This is a genomic window from Hymenobacter sp. APR13 (assembly GCF_000737515.1).
Taxonomy (GTDB): Bacteria; Bacteroidota; Bacteroidia; order Cytophagales; family Hymenobacteraceae; genus Hymenobacter.
The window spans coordinates 912,416-930,150 of record NZ_CP006587.1; the positions used below are offsets into that span (position 1 = coordinate 912,416).

At 53.9% G+C, this 17,735-nt stretch carries 15 protein-coding genes; all 15 read right to left on the minus strand.

The features are described from left to right. Window positions 1-11 precede the first annotated feature (11 nt). The 15 genes from N008_RS21275 to N008_RS03925 all read right to left on the minus strand — a co-directional run bounded on the left by N008_RS21275 (window position 12) and on the right by N008_RS03925 (window position 17,718). Complete coding sequence (locus tag N008_RS21275; protein WP_197062944.1) at window positions 12-926, minus strand: glycosyltransferase family 2 protein; 915 nt, start codon at window positions 924-926, stop codon at window positions 12-14. Window positions 927-1,007: 81 nt separating this feature from the next. Further along, window positions 1,008-2,120, minus strand: a complete 1,113-nt coding sequence (gene gmd, locus N008_RS03860) for a GDP-mannose 4,6-dehydratase (RefSeq protein WP_044013875.1) — start codon at window positions 2,118-2,120, stop codon at window positions 1,008-1,010. 50 nt (window positions 2,121-2,170) lie between these two features. Next, entirely contained in the window at window positions 2,171-3,115 is a 945-nt protein-coding gene (locus N008_RS03865; protein ID WP_044013877.1) for a GDP-L-fucose synthase family protein, read from the minus strand. 88 nt (window positions 3,116-3,203) lie between these two features. Continuing rightward, window positions 3,204-4,199: a glycosyltransferase family 2 protein gene (locus N008_RS21280; RefSeq protein ID WP_081910597.1), complete on the minus strand. Its 996-nt coding sequence runs from the start codon at window positions 4,197-4,199 to the stop codon at window positions 3,204-3,206. A gap of 10 nt (window positions 4,200-4,209) precedes the next feature. Beyond that, on the minus strand, window positions 4,210-5,208 hold the full coding sequence (locus N008_RS03875; RefSeq protein ID WP_044013879.1) for an STELLO glycosyltransferase family protein: 999 nt from the start codon (window positions 5,206-5,208) through the stop codon (window positions 4,210-4,212). A 192-nt stretch (window positions 5,209-5,400) separates the two neighbouring features. Continuing rightward, entirely contained in the window at window positions 5,401-6,813 is a 1,413-nt protein-coding gene (locus N008_RS03880) for a lipopolysaccharide biosynthesis protein (RefSeq protein WP_044013881.1), read from the minus strand. A gap of 82 nt (window positions 6,814-6,895) precedes the next feature. Further along, window positions 6,896-8,050, minus strand: a complete 1,155-nt coding sequence (locus N008_RS03885; protein WP_044013882.1) for a glycosyltransferase family 1 protein — start codon at window positions 8,048-8,050, stop codon at window positions 6,896-6,898. A gap of 53 nt (window positions 8,051-8,103) precedes the next feature. Continuing rightward, complete coding sequence (locus tag N008_RS03890) at window positions 8,104-9,075, minus strand: glycosyltransferase (protein ID WP_071884480.1); 972 nt, start codon at window positions 9,073-9,075, stop codon at window positions 8,104-8,106. Window positions 9,076-9,491: 416 nt separating this feature from the next. Then, window positions 9,492-10,595: a DegT/DnrJ/EryC1/StrS family aminotransferase gene (locus tag N008_RS03895; protein WP_044013886.1), complete on the minus strand. Its 1,104-nt coding sequence runs from the start codon at window positions 10,593-10,595 to the stop codon at window positions 9,492-9,494. 61 nt (window positions 10,596-10,656) lie between these two features. Beyond that, the gene (locus tag N008_RS03900; protein ID WP_156108998.1) at window positions 10,657-12,639 is read right to left on the minus strand and encodes a hypothetical protein; all 1,983 of its coding nucleotides are present in this window, start codon (window positions 12,637-12,639) and stop codon (window positions 10,657-10,659) included. A gap of 8 nt (window positions 12,640-12,647) precedes the next feature. Next, window positions 12,648-13,610: a glycosyltransferase family 2 protein gene (locus tag N008_RS03905; RefSeq protein WP_044013890.1), complete on the minus strand. Its 963-nt coding sequence runs from the start codon at window positions 13,608-13,610 to the stop codon at window positions 12,648-12,650. 26 nt (window positions 13,611-13,636) lie between these two features. Continuing rightward, the gene (locus N008_RS03910; protein WP_044013892.1) at window positions 13,637-14,593 is read right to left on the minus strand and encodes a hypothetical protein; all 957 of its coding nucleotides are present in this window, start codon (window positions 14,591-14,593) and stop codon (window positions 13,637-13,639) included. Between the two features lie 64 nt (window positions 14,594-14,657). Continuing rightward, complete coding sequence (locus N008_RS03915; RefSeq protein ID WP_044013894.1) at window positions 14,658-15,077, minus strand: sugar 3,4-ketoisomerase; 420 nt, start codon at window positions 15,075-15,077, stop codon at window positions 14,658-14,660. A 207-nt stretch (window positions 15,078-15,284) separates the two neighbouring features. Beyond that, entirely contained in the window at window positions 15,285-16,271 is a 987-nt protein-coding gene (locus N008_RS03920) for a UDP-glucuronic acid decarboxylase family protein (protein ID WP_052381170.1), read from the minus strand. Window positions 16,272-16,374: 103 nt separating this feature from the next. Then, window positions 16,375-17,718: a UDP-glucose dehydrogenase family protein gene (locus N008_RS03925; protein WP_044013898.1), complete on the minus strand. Its 1,344-nt coding sequence runs from the start codon at window positions 17,716-17,718 to the stop codon at window positions 16,375-16,377. Between the last annotated feature and the right edge of the window lie 17 nt (window positions 17,719-17,735).

The window sequence follows — 17,735 nt, forward strand, 5'->3', positions numbered from 1 at the left end:
CTATCTGAACTTTAACGATCCATCCGGCGCTTGGCCCATTGTACTAAAGCAGGAGGTGCTGCACAACGAATCAGTAGCTCAACCCCTGCCCGTAAGGGCAGACCTGGAATGGCCCGTAGTGCATGGCGCATGGCTTGTGCCTGAAAGCCATCTATGTGAGAGTGAATGGAGCATAGGTAGTAAACCCGTCCCAATAGCCGCCGCCGCTGTCCAGCAGTTAGGGTCAGGTGCTGTTCCATCCATCCGGCTGCTAATTCTAATCGCCGAATCAAGCCCTGGTTATCAGCCCTCATCGAGCGCTGGTCGTGGTCGTTCATGGTCAGCGTTACGGCATCCACAAGCTGCACTCCCCCCCCATGTTGCGTGTTTTCCAGCATAAACATCCAGTCCTCGACAGCTGCATATCGCCGGTCTTCCTCAAAGAGGTATAGGCTGGGATTCAGGCGGCGTATGCAGATATTGCATGCCAGCGGGTTGCCATCCAGAAAAGCTTCAAACCCGAGCGGGCCGGCGGGCAGTGAGGACAGATCGGAGGGTCGCCGTTGCCCGTCGCGGTCGAAATCGTATTTAGTGGCAATAAAAGCAGGCTGGCCTAACTCCGCAATCTTCTGTTTTAGCGTAGTTAAGTGGGTGGGATGCAGACGATCATCTGAATCCAGGAATATCACGTACTCGCCTCGGGCGCGGGCTAAACCGTAGTTCCGGGCTGCGCCGCGCTCAGCGTTTTCCTTGGACAGGTATTGAATCCGTGGATCGGCCAAGTAAGGCTGCACTACAGCGGCGGTTTCGTCCTTGCTCCCATCATCCACTATCAACAGTTCCCATGCTTCAAACTTTTGGGCCAGCACTGAATCCAGCGTTAGCCCAATCAGGTTAGCCCGATTATAGGTAGGTGTGACTATGGAGAAAAAAGGCGTGTTAGTCATTTTTGTGGGCAACATAACATAAAAGAAGCCGGCTCAATACCGGCTTCTTTATAAGGCAATTAGAAGTCGAGTCGTGGACCACTACTCATGGTAGTTATACACTTTGTGTCCTCCCTCTAATAGGTAGGCATCACGACGAAACAGATCAACATCAGCTACTACCATATCCTTCACCAGCGAAGCCAAATCATGCTTAGGTTCCCAGCCCAATTGCGTTTTTGCTTTGGTAGGATCACCGATAAGTAGCTCTACCTCGGTAGGACGGAAGTATCGAGGATCAATTTCAAGTACTATCTCACCAGGCAGCACTTGGCTTTCGGGGTTGCTGTTGCTTACAACTCGGGCTTTTTCATCTACCCCTTCCCCCTCGAAAGCCACCTCAATGCCTACCTCGGCAAAGGCCAGACGCACAAACTCGCGCACAGTAGTCGTCACGCCTGTAGCAATAACATAATCCTCTGCCGATTCCTGCTGTAAAATACGCCACATTGCCTCTACATAATCTTGGGCATGGCCCCAATCACGCTTCGCGTCAATATTGCCCAGGAAGAACTTACTCTGCAGACCCAGAGAAATACGGGCTACGGCCCGCGTAATTTTGCGGGTTACAAAGGTTTCGCCACGCAATGGACTTTCGTGGTTAAATAGAATGCCATTGCAGGCATAAATGCCATAAGCCTCTCGGTAGTTCACTGTTATCCAATAGGCATAAAGCTTTGCTACCGCGTATGGAGAACGAGGATAAAAAGGCGTTGTCTCACTTTGGGGCACCGCTTGTACCAAGCCATAAAGCTCTGAGGTGCTGGCCTGATAAATTCGGGTTTTCTTCTCCAGTCCGAGTATCCGGATAGCCTCCAACAGACGTAAAGTCCCGATACCGTCGGCGTTGGCTGTATATTCAGGCGTATCAAACGACACCTTCACGTGCGACATGGCGCCGAGGTTGTAAATCTCGTCGGGCTGCACTTCCTGCACAATCCGTATCAGGTTAGTGGAGTCATTAAGGTCACCGTAATGTAGCTTCAGCCGCACATCCGTCTCGTGCGGATCTTGGTAAAGGTGGTCAATACGGTCGGTATTGAAAAGCGACGAACGCCGTTTGAGACCGTGGACCTGATATCCTTTACTAAGCAACAACTCAGCTAAATAGGCTCCATCCTGACCGGTGATGCCGGTTATTAGCGCAACTTTCATGAGAACAAGTCAAAGATTAAAAAAAACAGACTGTAGCGAGGCTTCTTCGCCTAACGGTTAGCGACGGCATCTGGTTGAGCCACAAACTCAGCGTATACTGCAGCCACACCTTCTTCCAAGCCAATACGCGCTTTCCAGCCATGGCGAGTCAGTTTATTTACGTCCATAAGCTTGCGCGGAGTACCATCAGGGTACTCGGGGTTAAACCGAATATCACCTTCGTAGCCCACAGTGCGTTTTACCAGTTCGGCCAGTTCCTTAATACTTAAGTCTTCTCCAGTCCCGATATTTATTAGTCCTGGTTCGCTGTAGTTCTCCAGCAACCACACGCAGGCATCTGCTAGGTCGTCAGCATGCAGAAATTCGCGGCGCGGGGTACCAGTACCCCACACCTCTACTTCAGGCAAGCCAGCCTTCTTTGCTTCGTGGAACTTTCGAATGAGTGCTGGCAGTACGTGTGAGTTTTGCAGATTATAGTTGTCATGCGGCCCATAAAGATTGGTGGGCATGGCCGAAATGAAGTTGCAACCGTATTGGCTCCGGTAAGCATCGCAAAGCTTAATACCGGCAATTTTAGCAATAGCGTAGGGCTCGTTGGTATTTTCCAGAGGCCCTGTCAACAGCGATTCTTCTTGCAGAGGCTGCGGAGCCATTTTGGGATAAATGCACGACGATCCCAGGAACAGCAGCTTCTTCACCCCATTGAGGTAGCTGTGGTGTATGACGTTGCTCTGAATCATCAGATTGTCATATAGAAACTCCCCCCGATAGATGTTATTGGCCTGAATACCGCCCACCTTAGCGGCTGCCAGCACTACATACTCCGGCTTGATTTCCGCAAAGAACTCAGCTACTGCCACCTGATTGCGCAGATCTAGCTCTACAGATGTGCGCAAAATAAAGTTGTCGTAGCCAGCTTCGCGCAGACGGCGCATAATAGCAGAACCAACCATGCCACGGTGTCCAGCTATATAGATTGGGGCATGAATGTTCATGTGCGCTTATTACGATTGAAAAGAATTTCCGGCTTTATGGCCAGTTGAAGTTAGGTCTGTAGCTGCCGCCAACAGACTACCATGAGTGCTAATCTCTCACAGGTTCCCGCCACCACTCCAGGTTAACGGCTGGGACCGAAGCTGCAGGCGCAGATTTCTCGGTGGGTCGCAAAGCGCTTACTATGCCACGCGGCAATACTTTTCTCGCCACTGGGTTGACAGTATTGCCCAGAATCATCCGACGCGTACGGCTGCTGTAGCTAAGTAGGTTCGGCAGCAGACGCAAGGCAATGGCGCGGGCTGCAGCGGGGTCACGCTTACTGGTCCAGTTAATTTCCCAGTACGGGTACAGGTTGCGGCGCTCCTCGTCGCTGAGTTGAAATACGCTGCCATAGCGAGACTCCTGCTCAGTCAACTCCACCATTTTTACCAAATTGGGGTACCACTTATCTGACGTAACAGTACGCTGATCGGGGTGCAACTGGTACACGGCTACCATTTCCGGAATATAGTGGCCGGGCGCAAGGTGGGCAATGCGGTACCACTGGTCAATGTCGGCGCACATGTCCACGGCACGGCGCATACCCCCGGTTTCTTCGAAGTAGCGGCGCTTGACGAAAGTGGCGTGCTGGGGTGGAATAGACTCAAACAAAATACTGCGAGGAGTAATTTCTCCCCGAGGTCTACTGCTGCTCACAATTTTACCGGCCAGATCAATGGCGTACTCTCCACCCGATACAAAACTGGCTTCGGGATGACGTTGGAAACCAGCTGCCATCGCCCGAAAGGCCCCAGGCAGATAATAGTCGTCAGAGCTTTGTACTGCCAGAATTTCGCCCGTAGCTTGAGCCACGCCCTTCGTTACGGCATCTACGAAACCCTCGTCCCTTGCCGACCACCATCTGATACGGTCACCATAGCTCTTTAGCACGTCCACCGTTTCGTCGGTCGACCCGCCATCGGAAACAATAACCTCTATCGGCCCCGGATAATCCTGCTTGAGGATGCTATCGAGGGTCCGGCCAATGAAACGGCCCTGATTCCAAGACGGAATCACAACGGATACGGAAGGAAAATCCTGCATGACCTGATAACTAGTTAGTAAGCGCCTCAATATCGGCCAGCCACAATTCCAACAGCTCTATTTCCAGCGCTGATACAATGTTTTCCTTAGCCAACTCCGCGTATGCCCGGCGTAGATTCTCACCTACTGTATTATCGGGGCTGATGGCACGGGTGACGGCCGCAATTACGCGGTTAGGATGCAGGTAACATGGAATTTCGCTTTCGAAATCCTTCATATAATCATGGGGATTACGCACCTGCAGAACCGTAGCCTGCGTGAAGCCTAGCCGGTAACCATGTACCCACATGATAGGCTGAGCTACTAAGCCCCGCAGAATGTCAGTGAAGCGAAACGTGACATACGCCGGCAGGTAAAGAAGTGGAAACAACTCTCGCCGTACCAGCGTGTTCTGCGAGTTAAACGGGCACAGAGTCCCTTCGGGCAGCACGATGGGGTCGCGCTTGTCGAAGAAGATTTCGGTGTTATCAATCAGCCGGTAAATGGCATCCACATCAGGGTCAGAGTCGGCCAGACCCTGCCAGATGCCAATTTTAGCTTCCTGGGGCTGTAGCTCCTCTTCCTTTAGATTGTGCTCCGTATCCAGAATCAGGTCGAGTGGGTAGCCGCGGGGCCAAATGTGGTGGCTGGTAAAATTCTTGTAAATATTAACGAACCCTTTATCGGCTGGAGCCGTCGCAAACGTGCCATCCAGCGCTGGGAAGGTCCAGTCATCATAAGGGATGTTATCGTCGTCGGTATCCACGATGACGTTAGCCCCTTCACGAATGGCGTACAGATAGCCCATCATCTTGCGACCATAGTGGTTGAAGGGCAGCTTTTCGCTCAGCCGGAAACCCAGCGCCTCCTGGGCCGATACGTCCAGATAACTTACGCCGGCAGCCTGCCAGTCGGCAGGCGACTTTTTGTCGCCTGCCACTACCAAACTATAATCTGGCAGGGCAGCAAACTTGGTAACGGCCTCTGTGGGAGCAAAAATGGAGGTGATGACAATACTAGTATTCGACATGCAAAAGAAGGGAAGGGTAGGTACTATTTGGCGCTTTTGCCGAAATGGCAGAACGGAAAGCAGACCATCCGACCTGACAAAGTTAATGCCTTTTCAGCGTTGCATTCCATTATGCCTCAACAAACGCCTCTTAGTAAGGCGGCGGAGCTTCCGGAATTACTACGTTATTTATTGTTAAGCTCGGTAGAAAAATCAGGCCGGCAGGAGAAAAGGCAGGTAGTGCTCAAGTCCTAGCCGCAGGCCCTTGAGTAGGACTAAGGTGATACCTAATAATAGCAGAGTACGCAGAGCAATGCGCACTACAGGTAGTTGCAGCAGGTGCAGAATGTGCATGTCAATCAGAAATATACACATCAGACTACCAACCCCAAATAGCAGCAGGGCCAGATTTACATCGTGCGCGTACACTCCTATAGCCAACGCTGCTGCCCGGGTGAGCAACAGTAGCAGGTTGGTAAGCAGTAAGTAGCGTTGCTTGCCAAGTACGGTGTATAGGTTGCCGGTTGCCTGCGAGGTAAGCTTGAAAATATAGTAGTAACCCAAGTACCCTGTGAACACGCCCGCCATTTCCCAACGAGCGCCGAAAGCTATTCGAAAGATGATGTCGCCAAAAACAGTAATCAGCCCCAACGGCAACAGGCCTACATAGAGCAGCTTGTTGTAGATATTGAGCGTTAGCTCACGCAGCCGCGCCAGATCAGTATGATACAGCTCGGCAGCTTTTTGGTAGAATACCGGCGCGATGGCCGAACCAGTAAGGCCCACCGGAATTTCGAGCAGCGTAACCGAAAAGGAATATAACCCTACTACAGTGGCTCCGAACCCGCTGGTGAGAAAAAAGATGGGCAGCTGCGCTGAAAGCGTGTTGATGTAGGCGCTGGGCAATGAATAGAAGGGAAACTCGCGGTATACGTACGCCACGGCCCGCACCTGCGTCCACGAAAATGAACGCCGCAACTCGCCCCATTCGCGGTGCACACCGCTGCGCAGCAGCCCGACGAACGTGGTGAGCTTGCTGAATACGTCGCCGACGACCAGCCCCGAGGCATGCCCACCGGTAGCCCAGCCCCAGCCAATGGTAAAAGCCCGCCCCGCTACCGACGTGGCTACATCTACCCCGGCACGCGCACGAAACTGCTTGGTACGGGTGTACCAGGAGCTGAGCAGCAAACTCAGGTTGTAGAGCAGTAGAATAACGGGTAGCAGGTAGAACCACCAGCCCAAGGCTTCGACCTGAAGCCAGGCCACTATCCAGGGGCCAAACAGCAACAGGGCTAAGCCGGTAATCAAAAAAGACCCCACCGCTAACACTGCTGAAAGCTGCATCAGGGCTAAAGCTTCATCTTTGGTTTTGGGCAGTGGAATAGCTGTTTGGTAAGCCATGCTACCAAGTAAAGCCAAGTTGCTGACAGCGGCGCTGAATACGGCAAATTGCCCATAAGCAGCCGGCGGGTAAATGCGCGTCATTACTGGCGTGAGCAGAAACCCCAGCACCGTAACGGCTGCCGACCCGGAGAAGGACACAAAAAAGTTCTGCGCGAACGACCCTTGCTGCCGTAAGGGCTGCGTCAGAGCAAGAACACGCCTTTTGATATATTCCTTCATAGTTCAGACAACCCTTACTGAACAGGCTGTTACAAATACTTTAGCGGGCTTCAAACAGTAAGGAAGGCAACGGGATGAGGGCTCAAAGAGCCAGCCGGTCTAAAAGATCCGCGAAGCTGGTCGCATACGCGGGTCGGGTGTGGTAAGCAGTAGCAAATTCCTGACAAGCCGCGCTACGCTCCCTTAGTTCGGTATCGGTCAGTGCCATCACTTCTCTGGTGTGGCGCTGAATACCAGCGATAATGACCGCCGGATCCGGGCTGGTTATTTCCCAGCCCAACGCCGCGCCGCGCACGGCCGCCGACTGTGTTACAATAGGCAACAGCCCGAAATGCAATAATTGCGCCACTGCCCCTGGCCCTCCTTCCGACGCACTCGGATAAATCTGGCCGATGCACGAATTGGCAAGCTTCACGAACTCGGCCGACGTTACATCTACCCAGCCCAGGTACACGATATTGGGGTGTTGAGCCAACAGCGGTTTCAGCCATTGCCACAGGCGGGGCTCCCGTTCAATAGCTCCCGCAATATACAGGGTAGCTTCCGGCATCTGCCGGAACGCCTCCACAGCCAGATCCACTCCCTTCAGGATTGCTCCACCGCTGCCCAGCCACAAGAAATTGCGCCGTGCTCTGCTCACGTCCTTTGTTACGTGAGTTGGCTGTTGGGCTACCGATATATTCAGCAGGTGCTTCTGTGGCCTCTCCGAATATAGCCGCTGTTGGAACGCCGTACCGAAGCTAGTGAGGAAGTCAGCGTGCTCATCTGAGAAGCTTACTCGCGTTTGCCGCTCGGGCCGTACCCAAATGCCAGTGCGGGCATGAAATGCCTCCAAGCGTTGCAGTTCGGCCAGGTTTTGGAAAGCCCAGTAGTTTTCAGTGCAGTAGAACACTTTCTTGATCGGCAGCTTCGGCGGGCACTCGGCCAGCCGGTCGTTCTGCACGAAAGCCACTACGTAGCTCTCCCAGGCAATAGGCTCGGTACAGTGCACGTCGTAAAAGTCGACAACAAGCCCACGCTCGTTGAGCTGACGCACCATTTCGGCTGTTTCCCAGTACATGGAATGCTCATTGAGCATCGGAGCCTTCTCCAGCTTCCCGGCAACGTAGTACGGAATAACATGCGCCACGTACACGATGAGCGCCCGAGGTGCGTGCGCTCCATTTTTTCCCAGACCGATGTCGCGAATGGACGTTCCCCCGAGGGGCGTGAATAAACGGTCGGCGGTCTGGCGCATGGCCTGAGCAAGCCGGAAACGGACCCCACGAATAGTTGGCATAGGCTGTTTCTTTAAACGGCTTCGTTTTCTTTCCTTGGCTTACCTACCAGCTGACTGACTACAGCATTGGCTCGTACCAACGCATTGGCTGGAATGCCTAGCTTCGCCAGCCACAGCAAGGCCAGCCCCCGCCGGTCCGGGAACAGGCGGCGGCGCTCTTTCAGCCAGCGCACACTTTCGGTGCTGCCGAGCCGATAAAGCTCCTCCGAGTATTGGGCAAAATGCTTCCCGATAATAGCATCTGCTTCAGCACTAACGCCTAAGTGTTTGCTCAGAATCCGCATATTGGATTCTACAATCTGCCGGTACCGTTTATGCATAAACGAATTACCGTGAATACGGTAAAGCGCAGTGACTTCAGGCTGGTAGATAAACTTACAGACGCGGGAGAGCCGCAGCCACATATCCCAATCCTCATAAACGAGTGATTCGTCATAAGGACCAACCTTCTCCAGACTGCTACGCCTTACCAGCGTGGTCATGGTACCGATAAAGTTGGCACGCAGTAAAGACAGCCATACATCACCCTCAGCCGGAATAATCTGGCCGGAATCGTAGATGGACGCCACTATCGTATTGCCCTGCGGATCAATCTTGCTTAGGTCGCTGAACACAACACCGGCCTCTGGACCGGCAGCTTCCAACACTGGCACCTGCGTAGCTAGCTTGTTTGGCAGGTAGATGTCATCTGAACCAATAAGAGTGCAGTATTTGCCCTTCGATTCCCTTACGAAGGTGTTGCAGACGTGGCAAAGTCCCTTGTTAACTGGTAGAGCAATTAAGCGGGCATTAAGAGCAGAGTTCTCTGCCAACCATCCTTCTATCACGGCGATGGAAGCATCATGAGAGGCATCGTCTACAATTATTATCTCCAAATTGGAGTAATGTAGTCCTCTAATACTATTTAGCGTTTCTCGAATATAAGCCGCGTTGTTAAAGGAGGCAACACCAACACTTACAAGTGGCTCTATCTGCTGTTTCATAATGTCCGGTGTACTTTCATGCTTAATTTCACCCCATCTTTAGTTGGATGGCTTTTTCTACCTGAACAATCTTTTTCGCATAAAATTATTAATCGACTATTATACTATTACTGCAAACAGACTAAAGCGGTGTAAGCACACCACATAATAAAGCAACTGTTCCCACACCTGTGAGCTTACAAAAATACCGTGCAATTTTGTTTGTTGTAGACACTAGTGATGTCTCCGCTATTTTTTTGTTTATATATCAGGAAGACAAAACCTTAAAGTCCGAGCCCCAACAACCCCGCATTAAAATCAATTTTAATGTAAAATCAGCGCGAAAGATCAAACTATCGAAAATCAAAAAAAAGACAATGAAAGTTGGCATACTTTAATTAAGTACACCAACTTTCATTGTCTTAAGAATGACTATGCTAAGAAAAAAAAGACCGTACTGCCACTGCTACCTTTTCTACCTGCGCTTCGCTCATACCAGGCCACATAGGCAAGCTTAGGGCCGTATCAGCAATTTCTTCGGCAATGGGGAAGGTCCCGGCGGGTATGTTCAGGTGGGCGTAGGCTTGCTGAAGGTGCGGGGGTACAGGGTAGTGAATAAGCGTGCCTACACCAGCCTCCGTAAGATGTTGCTGTAGGGCAGCGCGGCGTGCGGTACGTACTACGTAGAGGTGGTACACATGCGTAGAACCAGTGGCAACAATGGGCAAAACCAAATCTGCGATACCTCCTAGCTGACTGTCGTACCAAGCAGCAATCTGTTGGCGCTGTGAGGTCCAGTCTTGCAGGTGTTGAAGCTTCACGCGTAGCACAGCCGCTTGCAACTCATCAAGGCGGGAGTTCTGACCAATTACTTCGTTGTAGTATTTCTGCTGGGAGCCATAATTACGTAGGGTGCGGATTTTAGCGTCCAGCGTGGCGTCGTTGGTGGTTACGGCCCCGGCGTCGCCGAGAGCTCCCAGGTTTTTGCCGGGGTAAAAGCTCGTGCCATTGGCGTTGCCGAAGGTGCCGGTGAGGCCACCTTCCCAAGCCGCACCCTGGGCCTGAGCGTTATCCTCTACTACCCATAAACCGTGCTTTTTGGCCACTGCCATTATCGGTCCCATTTCACAGGCCTGCCCGTAGAGATGCACCGGCATAATACCCTTAGTGCGGGGCGTGATGGCCGCCTCTAGCTTAGCAGGGTCCAGGTTATAGGTATGTGAGTCGGGCTCTACGGGTACGGGCACGCCACCTACGTAGGACACGGCCAGCCAGGTGGCGATATAGGTGTTGCTGGGCACAATAACTTCGTCGCCGGGCTGCACGTCCAGGGCCAGTAGAGCCAGGTGCAGGGCATCGAGACCATTGGCCACGCCTATTGTGTGGGCCACGTGATTGAAGGTGTTGTATTCAGCCTCAAAGGCTTTCACCTGCTCACCCAGCACGTACCACTGCTTATCGTACACATTGGCAATAGCAGCCAGTACTTCTTCCCGGATGGGGTCGTGCTGCGGGGAGAAAGAGAGAAAGGGAACGGACATAAAACAAAAAGCGAATGAGAGTAGCCGAAGTGCAAAGATACGACTTGACAGCCGGGAATACCTACTGAACCTGGAGCGGAGCAGTAGGTTTCAGAGGATGTAGCACGTAAAGCACTTCTCCGGAACGAGCATCCCGGTACTGTCGGCGCACAAGCGGACGTAGCGTAGCGGGCAGTCGGGCCCGACGCGAAGCGCAGATAAACTGCAGGCCCGCACGGTGCACCAGTGCCAGCGCGGCACTATCGGCTGACAAGGGCTGCCCGGTCATCTGGCGCAGCTTCGCCAGCCGAAACAACGTTGACCGTCCTTTAATAAGCGCGGCCTGCGCGGAATCACGCGCGTAGCGCGGGTCGGTATTCAGGCTGTCCGGCACCAGTGAGGAAAGGGAAACCAGCGTGTAGTCGTTTTTGAAATTCGATACATAAGTCCCGGCCGTATAGGAATCGGACGAGGTCATGTAGGCATTTTGGTAATCTTCGTCGCCCAACAAGTATCCCCCACGAGCAGGCAAGGACCGCAACACTGGTCCCACCTCCGCTAAGAAGGTGGCTGAAAAACGCGTATTAGTTGGGCCATCCGTTACAGCGTTTATCAGCGCCCCACTCAGTAGGCCCAACACGGCTACCGCCAATCTGCTTACAGAGGCTTCACGCAGCGTATAGCTCAGTGCGGCAGCCAGTACCGCGCTACTCACGGGCACCATTATGTTAGAGAAAAATTGCACCCCATCAAGGAAGTGATGGCCTAAGGTCCGCATGAGTACCGCGCCGAGCAGCGTACTTACAGACCAAGCCAGCAGTGGCCAGTTGGGGCAGATGGCTGAACGGAATTTGGCCGGGCCTTGCCACCAGAGCAGCCCTACCAACAGTGCGTAGCCCAGGTAATAGATACCATAGTTAAGCACGGAACCGATGGCAATATTGAGCAGGGTTTTCAATTCTTTGCTTGCAGGCAGCACAGCAGCTAAAGCGGACGTGTGTCCTGCACTGGCAAACTGGTAGGCTGCGGGCTGCAGGGCGTAAAACAGGCCAACATATAGGCTAACGGCGGCCAGTGGCCCAAGCAATGCCAGCGCCCGCGACCAGGGCAGCCGCCGGCTCAGGCCTAGATAGAACGCCAGGCCCACTTGGCCTGCCGCCGCCGCCGGAGCCGTGGCCACGGTCAGGAGTGGTAGCAAAGCCAGCGCCGCAGCCACACCCATCCACCGCTGCCGGAGTAGCAGCAATACGGCTAGTAGCACCGACAAGTACACGGGAGCTAGCTTCGGGTGCAGCGTCAGATGCATGTGTGACAGCAGAGACCCATTCGCCACGAATAAAAACTGCGTGAGGAAGGGCCACACCGTACCTGTTATAGTGAGGCTGAGTAACCCCAGCAGCGCTGCCAGCCCGGGCCGTAAACCATAATGGGCATAAATAGCAGCAAACCCAACCCCAACCGTGGTGATGAGGATGGTAGCCATACTTACGAAGAATACCCATACGGAAGGCAGCCCAGTAGCCCATACGAGTAAGGCATTGAGCCAGACTTCGAGGTAGTGGTAGGGCTGCTCTGTCTGAAACTGTGGAAAAACCACTTCCAGGGAATTGGTTTCCAGCCCGGCGTGGTTGAGCATTAGCGTCAGGCGGCTGTAATATACCTCGTCCTGAAAGGGCGTTTGCAGATACGCCGCGCCCGGCTCATATACCAGCCCATATTGCCCAACAAATACTGCCAGTGCCAGTAAAGAAGTGAGCCACAGGGCCGGGCCCAAAGGCATATGAGTGGCCAGCGGAATAACGCCCTGTGCCGGACGGCGAGCGGACCACATGACACCAGCCAGCAGCACCGGCGCGGGTAGCAGCACGCTTACGCCACCAGTCCGTAGTAGTGCATAGGCCGCCGTGATGGTTATGATACCCGTCAGCAAGCGCACATACACGGCAAAGAATGGTTCCTCGGTCTGCCAATCAGCCACCCGCAACAGGGCCGCTCCCAGACCATAGCAAACCAATAGGCCGCCTAGCGCCAGCGCCAGCAGCTCTGTAAAGTAAGGTAGCATCAACTAGTTACCTATTCAGTTATCGTCTCCGCATTTGAGGGAGCCAGTTCGTTCACCTTCTTCACCACGTACATTGGCCGTTGCCGCGCCGCGTCGAGTCCTCGCCAAACGTACTCGCCAATAACACCCAGTGCAATCATCTGAAAGGCTGCCACAAAGAGCACCACTACCATCAGTGCTGTCCAGCCCTCGGGCTCGCCGCTCCCCCGAATCTTAAGCCCTATGATATACAGGCCGTATAGCAATGCCACCAGTCCCAGCCCCAACCCCAGCACCGAAATGGCCCGGATAGGGAAGTAGGAAAACGAAAGAAGCGAATCGATGAGTAGCTTGACTTTCTTCTGCAAGGTCCAGCGCGACTTACCGATTTCGCGCTTGCGCCGTACGTATGGAATATTTACGTAGTCATATCCCAGCCAGATCATCAGGTAAAACAGGTTGCTGTTGCGCTCCTGCATCCGTACGACGTCATCACACACCTGTCGGTCGAAAAACACGAAGTCAAATCCTCCATCCGGAATATTCTTCAGCGCGAGATGTTTCATCAGCCAGTGAAAGCCTTTGGCAAAAACCTGGCTAAGCCCTGTTTCCTCCCGGTCCTGGCGGTTACCGATTACGAGTTTGAAGCCCTTCAGCCAATAATCGTACATCTGCACCATCAGTTCAGGGGGGTCCTGCATATCGGCCGTAATAATGGCCATGCAGTCGCCGGTAGCCTGCTCCATACCCGCTACAATGGCGTTGTACGAACCCACATTAGCCACTAGCTCTACCACCCGGATACGATCTGGGTATTGTGCCTGCATGCGACGCAGAGCCGCCACCGTACCGTCTCCGGAGCCATCGTCTACGAATACATATTCAAAATCCAACCCTGCTGGAAAGTTGGTTTCATTAGCAATGAGCCCTGGGACTGTTACAGGAATGTTTTCCTCATTGAAATAGCAAGGAACGATTATGGAGAGCTTTGGCATTCAACTAAAAAAAAGTGCAATCAAACTTACTTGCTGCAAGCTAGGACATGACTTGTGCCACCCAACCGAAAGCCCAGCTTCTCACAAGTGCGAAACACGGCTCCATTGGTTGCCTGAGTGGTCATTAACACCTGGGGCAGACTCAGAGCGCTGGCCCGCCGCACCGTTTCAGCTACCAGCTTCAGGTGCCAGCCCCGGTTGGCTGGCCCTACGGCTGTGAGCAGCACCCGCGATGAGCCACTGCCTGGTACACCGGCCTCCGCCGCTGCATCACCAATTGCTAAAAACGAATCGACTGGTAAACCAGGCTCGTTGGGTACCAGCACGGCGTCGGCATAACTACCCTCGGTGGCAGCTTCGGCATAGCGGGCCAGCAGGGCATCGGCCCGGACCTGGCCAAACCATGGGTCAGCATGAAACCGGTCATATTGGTTGCGGGCCGTGGCAGCAATGCGGCCGATATGAACTGCTTCTTCGGGCCGAGCCAGGCGTACGGACGCGGGCGCAGGCAAAGTTGCCTCGGCTACAGGGCAATAAAAGTTAAGCCGGGTCTCGATAAGTTGCCAGCCACCGGCAGTTAAAGCCTGCAACAGCTCAATATCCTCGGCCGGCACCACGCTGAAAGCATAGTAGGAACCACGAGCGGCCAGCGTAGCCCGCAACTCCGTAGCTGCGGCCATCAGCCTAGCAGGCGAGGCATTGGCCCCAAACAGCCCCGTAAACAGCCGATAGGTTGGCGTACCGAAGAATTCTGTATCCCAGGGCAGATATTGCAACAACCATTGACTGCTGCCATCGGCTGCCGTCATAACCTCCTCTCCTTTTCCAGTGCCGAAGCGGGCCGCCACGCCGGTACCGTAGCGCTCCTGCTGAGATTCCGCGGGCAGATGCCGCAGAAAATGGGTAGGCGAATGCCGCAACAGCATCGCAGCCCGCGCCGTCACTAAGGCTGGATCAGTCCCCCCTGATGATTGGTCAGTCATCCGCGAACTGCCTCCCTGCAATAGCCATTATTCATTGCCAATTAAAAAATTTGCCCCTTTTAGCTCAGCTCAAAGCGCCCCAGGTACGCTTAAATTCCTCGTAGCTACGGATGTAATCTGATTCCTGATACGGCGCTGAAGCAAATACCAGTTGCACGGCCGAATGCGAATACTGCATAGTGTGCCAGGCCTGGGGCGGAACGTAAAGGCCTACATTCGGGTCTTCGAGCCGAAAAAGTCCGATGGTACCATCCGCCAGCTCAGTTGTGACGGTAATCCGGCCGGACACAGCGACCAGCACCTGCTCAGTCTTATGATGGGCATGGCGGCCGCGCACGATGCTTTCGGGGGTATAATACGTCCAGAAGGTGCGCTGCACTTCAAAAGGGAGTTGCTTGAGCTGCTCAGTCACGGAAATGTAGCCGATTTCAGGCGCTCCAAGCTTAGGGAACTCAATCAGGTGCGGATTAGGAAACTCAGACATAATTTGCTGCGAACATGTATCTCCTGAACCTGCTTTCAACTTCGCCCGTGCCATATATCATTGCCATCTTAACAGGCTGCAAGACGTAGTTTCGGCAGATGAACTCAAAAGCAAGAATACTACAGTGGTCCACCCATAAATCAGTGTCAGATCGTTGTATGTGACCAGAACTACGGTGTAGGGCGTCCATTATTTTGTTTCCGCTCGCTAGAACGAGCGGGGCGTGTTGTCAACAGCACCAGCGGTTACCTCGCTGATGTGGTCTTTGAAATATTCCAGCGTGCGGCGTAGGCCTTCCGCACGGTCGACTTTGGGCTCCCAGCCCAGAATCTCGCGGGCCTTGCTGATGTCTGGCTTACGCTTCATCGGGTCGTTCTGGGGCAGCTCCTGATAGGTGGGCTTGAACTCCACGTTCATGAGCTTGGCAATTTCTTCGCCGAACTCCTTGATGGTGATTTCGTCGGGGTTGCCGATATTCACGGGAAGCGCGTAGTCGCTCAGCAGCAAGCGGTAGATGCCGTCCACTAGGTCATCCACGTAGCAGAACGAGCGGGTCTGCGAACCGTCGCCGAACACAGTCAGGTTCTCGCCGCGCAGGGCCTGGCTCAGGAAGGCTGGCAACACGCGGCCGTCGTTGAGGCGCATGCGCGGGCCATATGTGTTGAAGATACGGACAATGCGCGTCTCTAAGCCGTGGTGATTGTGGTAGGCCATGGTAATGGCCTCCTGGAAACGCTTGGCCTCGTCGTAGCAGCCGCGGGGGCCAACGGGGTTTACGTTACCGAAGTACTCCTCTACCTGCGGGTGCACTTCCGGGTCGCCATACACTTCCGACGTGCTGGCAATCAGCATCCGGGCGCCTTTCACGCGGGCCAGGCCCAGCAGGTTGTGCGTACCCAGGGAACCCACCTTCAGGGTCTGGATCGGAATTTTCAGATAGTCAATCGGCGAGGCCGGCGAAGCAAAGTGCAGGATATAGTCCAGCTTGCCGGGCACGAATACGAACTTCGATACATCGGCATGATGGAATTCGAAGTCCTCGCGGCCGAACAGGTGCTCGATGTTTTGCAGGTCGCCGGTGATGAGGTTATCCATGGCAATAACATGGTAACCCTCCGCCAGAAAACGCTCGCACAGATGAGAGCCCAGGAAGCCGGCCCCGCCGGTAATGAGTACGCGTTTTTTATCAGACATGCTGGTAGTTGTTTGTTGTTTGTTGTCAGTTGCTAGACTTCTAGAAGCACCATTCGTTGCCAGTTGTCTGATTAGCTAACAACTGACAACGAATATCTGACAACTAAGACGCTACTGGCTCGTGATGAGCCGTACGAATACCGATGCAGTGATAGGCAAAGCCTGCCTCCTGCATCTCCTTGGGATCGTAGATATTGCGGCCATCGAAGATAACCTTCTGCTTGAGCAGCTTACCTACTACCTCGAAGCTGGGCGAGCGGAACTCCGGCCACTCAGTCACCACCAACAGAGCGTCAGCATCCACCAACGCTTCAAACTGATCCTTGGCGTAGGTAATGGTGTCGCCGAGCGTATGCTTGGCTTCGGGCATGGCTACCGGATCGTAGGCCGATACGGTGCAGCCTTCAGCCAGCAGCTTCTCGATAATCACCAGCGACGGTGCTTCGCGCATATCGTCAGTCTTGGGCTTGAACGACAAGCCCCAGATACCGAGTTTCTTGCCTTTCAGGTCGCCGCCGAAGTGCTTTTTCACTTTGTCGAACAGCACTTCCTTCTGGGCGTCGTTCACGCTTTCTACTGCCTGCAGCACCTGCATCTGGTAGCCATTTTCCTGAGCCGTTTTGATTAGCGCCTTCACGTCTTTGGGGAAGCACGAGCCGCCGTAGCCGATGCCGGGATAGATGAACTTCGTGCCAATGCGGGCATCAGAGCCGATACCCTTACGCACCATGTTCACATCGGCGCCCATGATTTCGCACAGGTTGGCAATGTCGTTCATGAACGAAATCTTGGTGGCCAGCATGGAGTTGGCTGCGTATTTCGTCATCTCCGCCGACGGAATGTCCATGAAAATAATGGGGTGGCCGTTGAGCAGGAACGGTTTGTACAGCTTGCTCATAACCTCTTCAGCCCGCTCCGACGATACGCCCACCACAATGCGGTCAGGCTTCAAGAAGTCATCGATGGCGGCACCTTCTTTGAGGAATTCCGGATTGGAGGCAACATCGAAGTCGATGGATACACCACGCTTGGCCAGCGCCTGCTCCAACTCGGTGCGCACCTTGGCGGCCGTCCCGACCGGCACCGTGCTCTTGGTGACGATAACGCCGTAGTCGGTCATGTGCTCGCCAATGCCGCGCGCAACGGCCAGCACGTATTTCAAGTCGGCCGAGCCGTCTTCGCCGGGAGGCGTACCTACGGCAATGAATGCTACATCAGCACCCTTGATGCCTTCGGCCAGGCTGGTGGTGAACTGCAGGCGGCCGGCGGCCACATTGCGGCTCACCATTTCTTCCAGGCCGGGTTCATAGATGGGTAGAATACCCTTCTTCAGGTTGTCGATCTTCTTCTGGTCAATATCAATGCAGGTTACTTCGATGCCGACTTCGGCGAAGCAAGTGCCAGTAACCAGACCGACGTATCCGGTGCCTACTACAGCTATTTTCATGGAATCTGGAAAGAGCA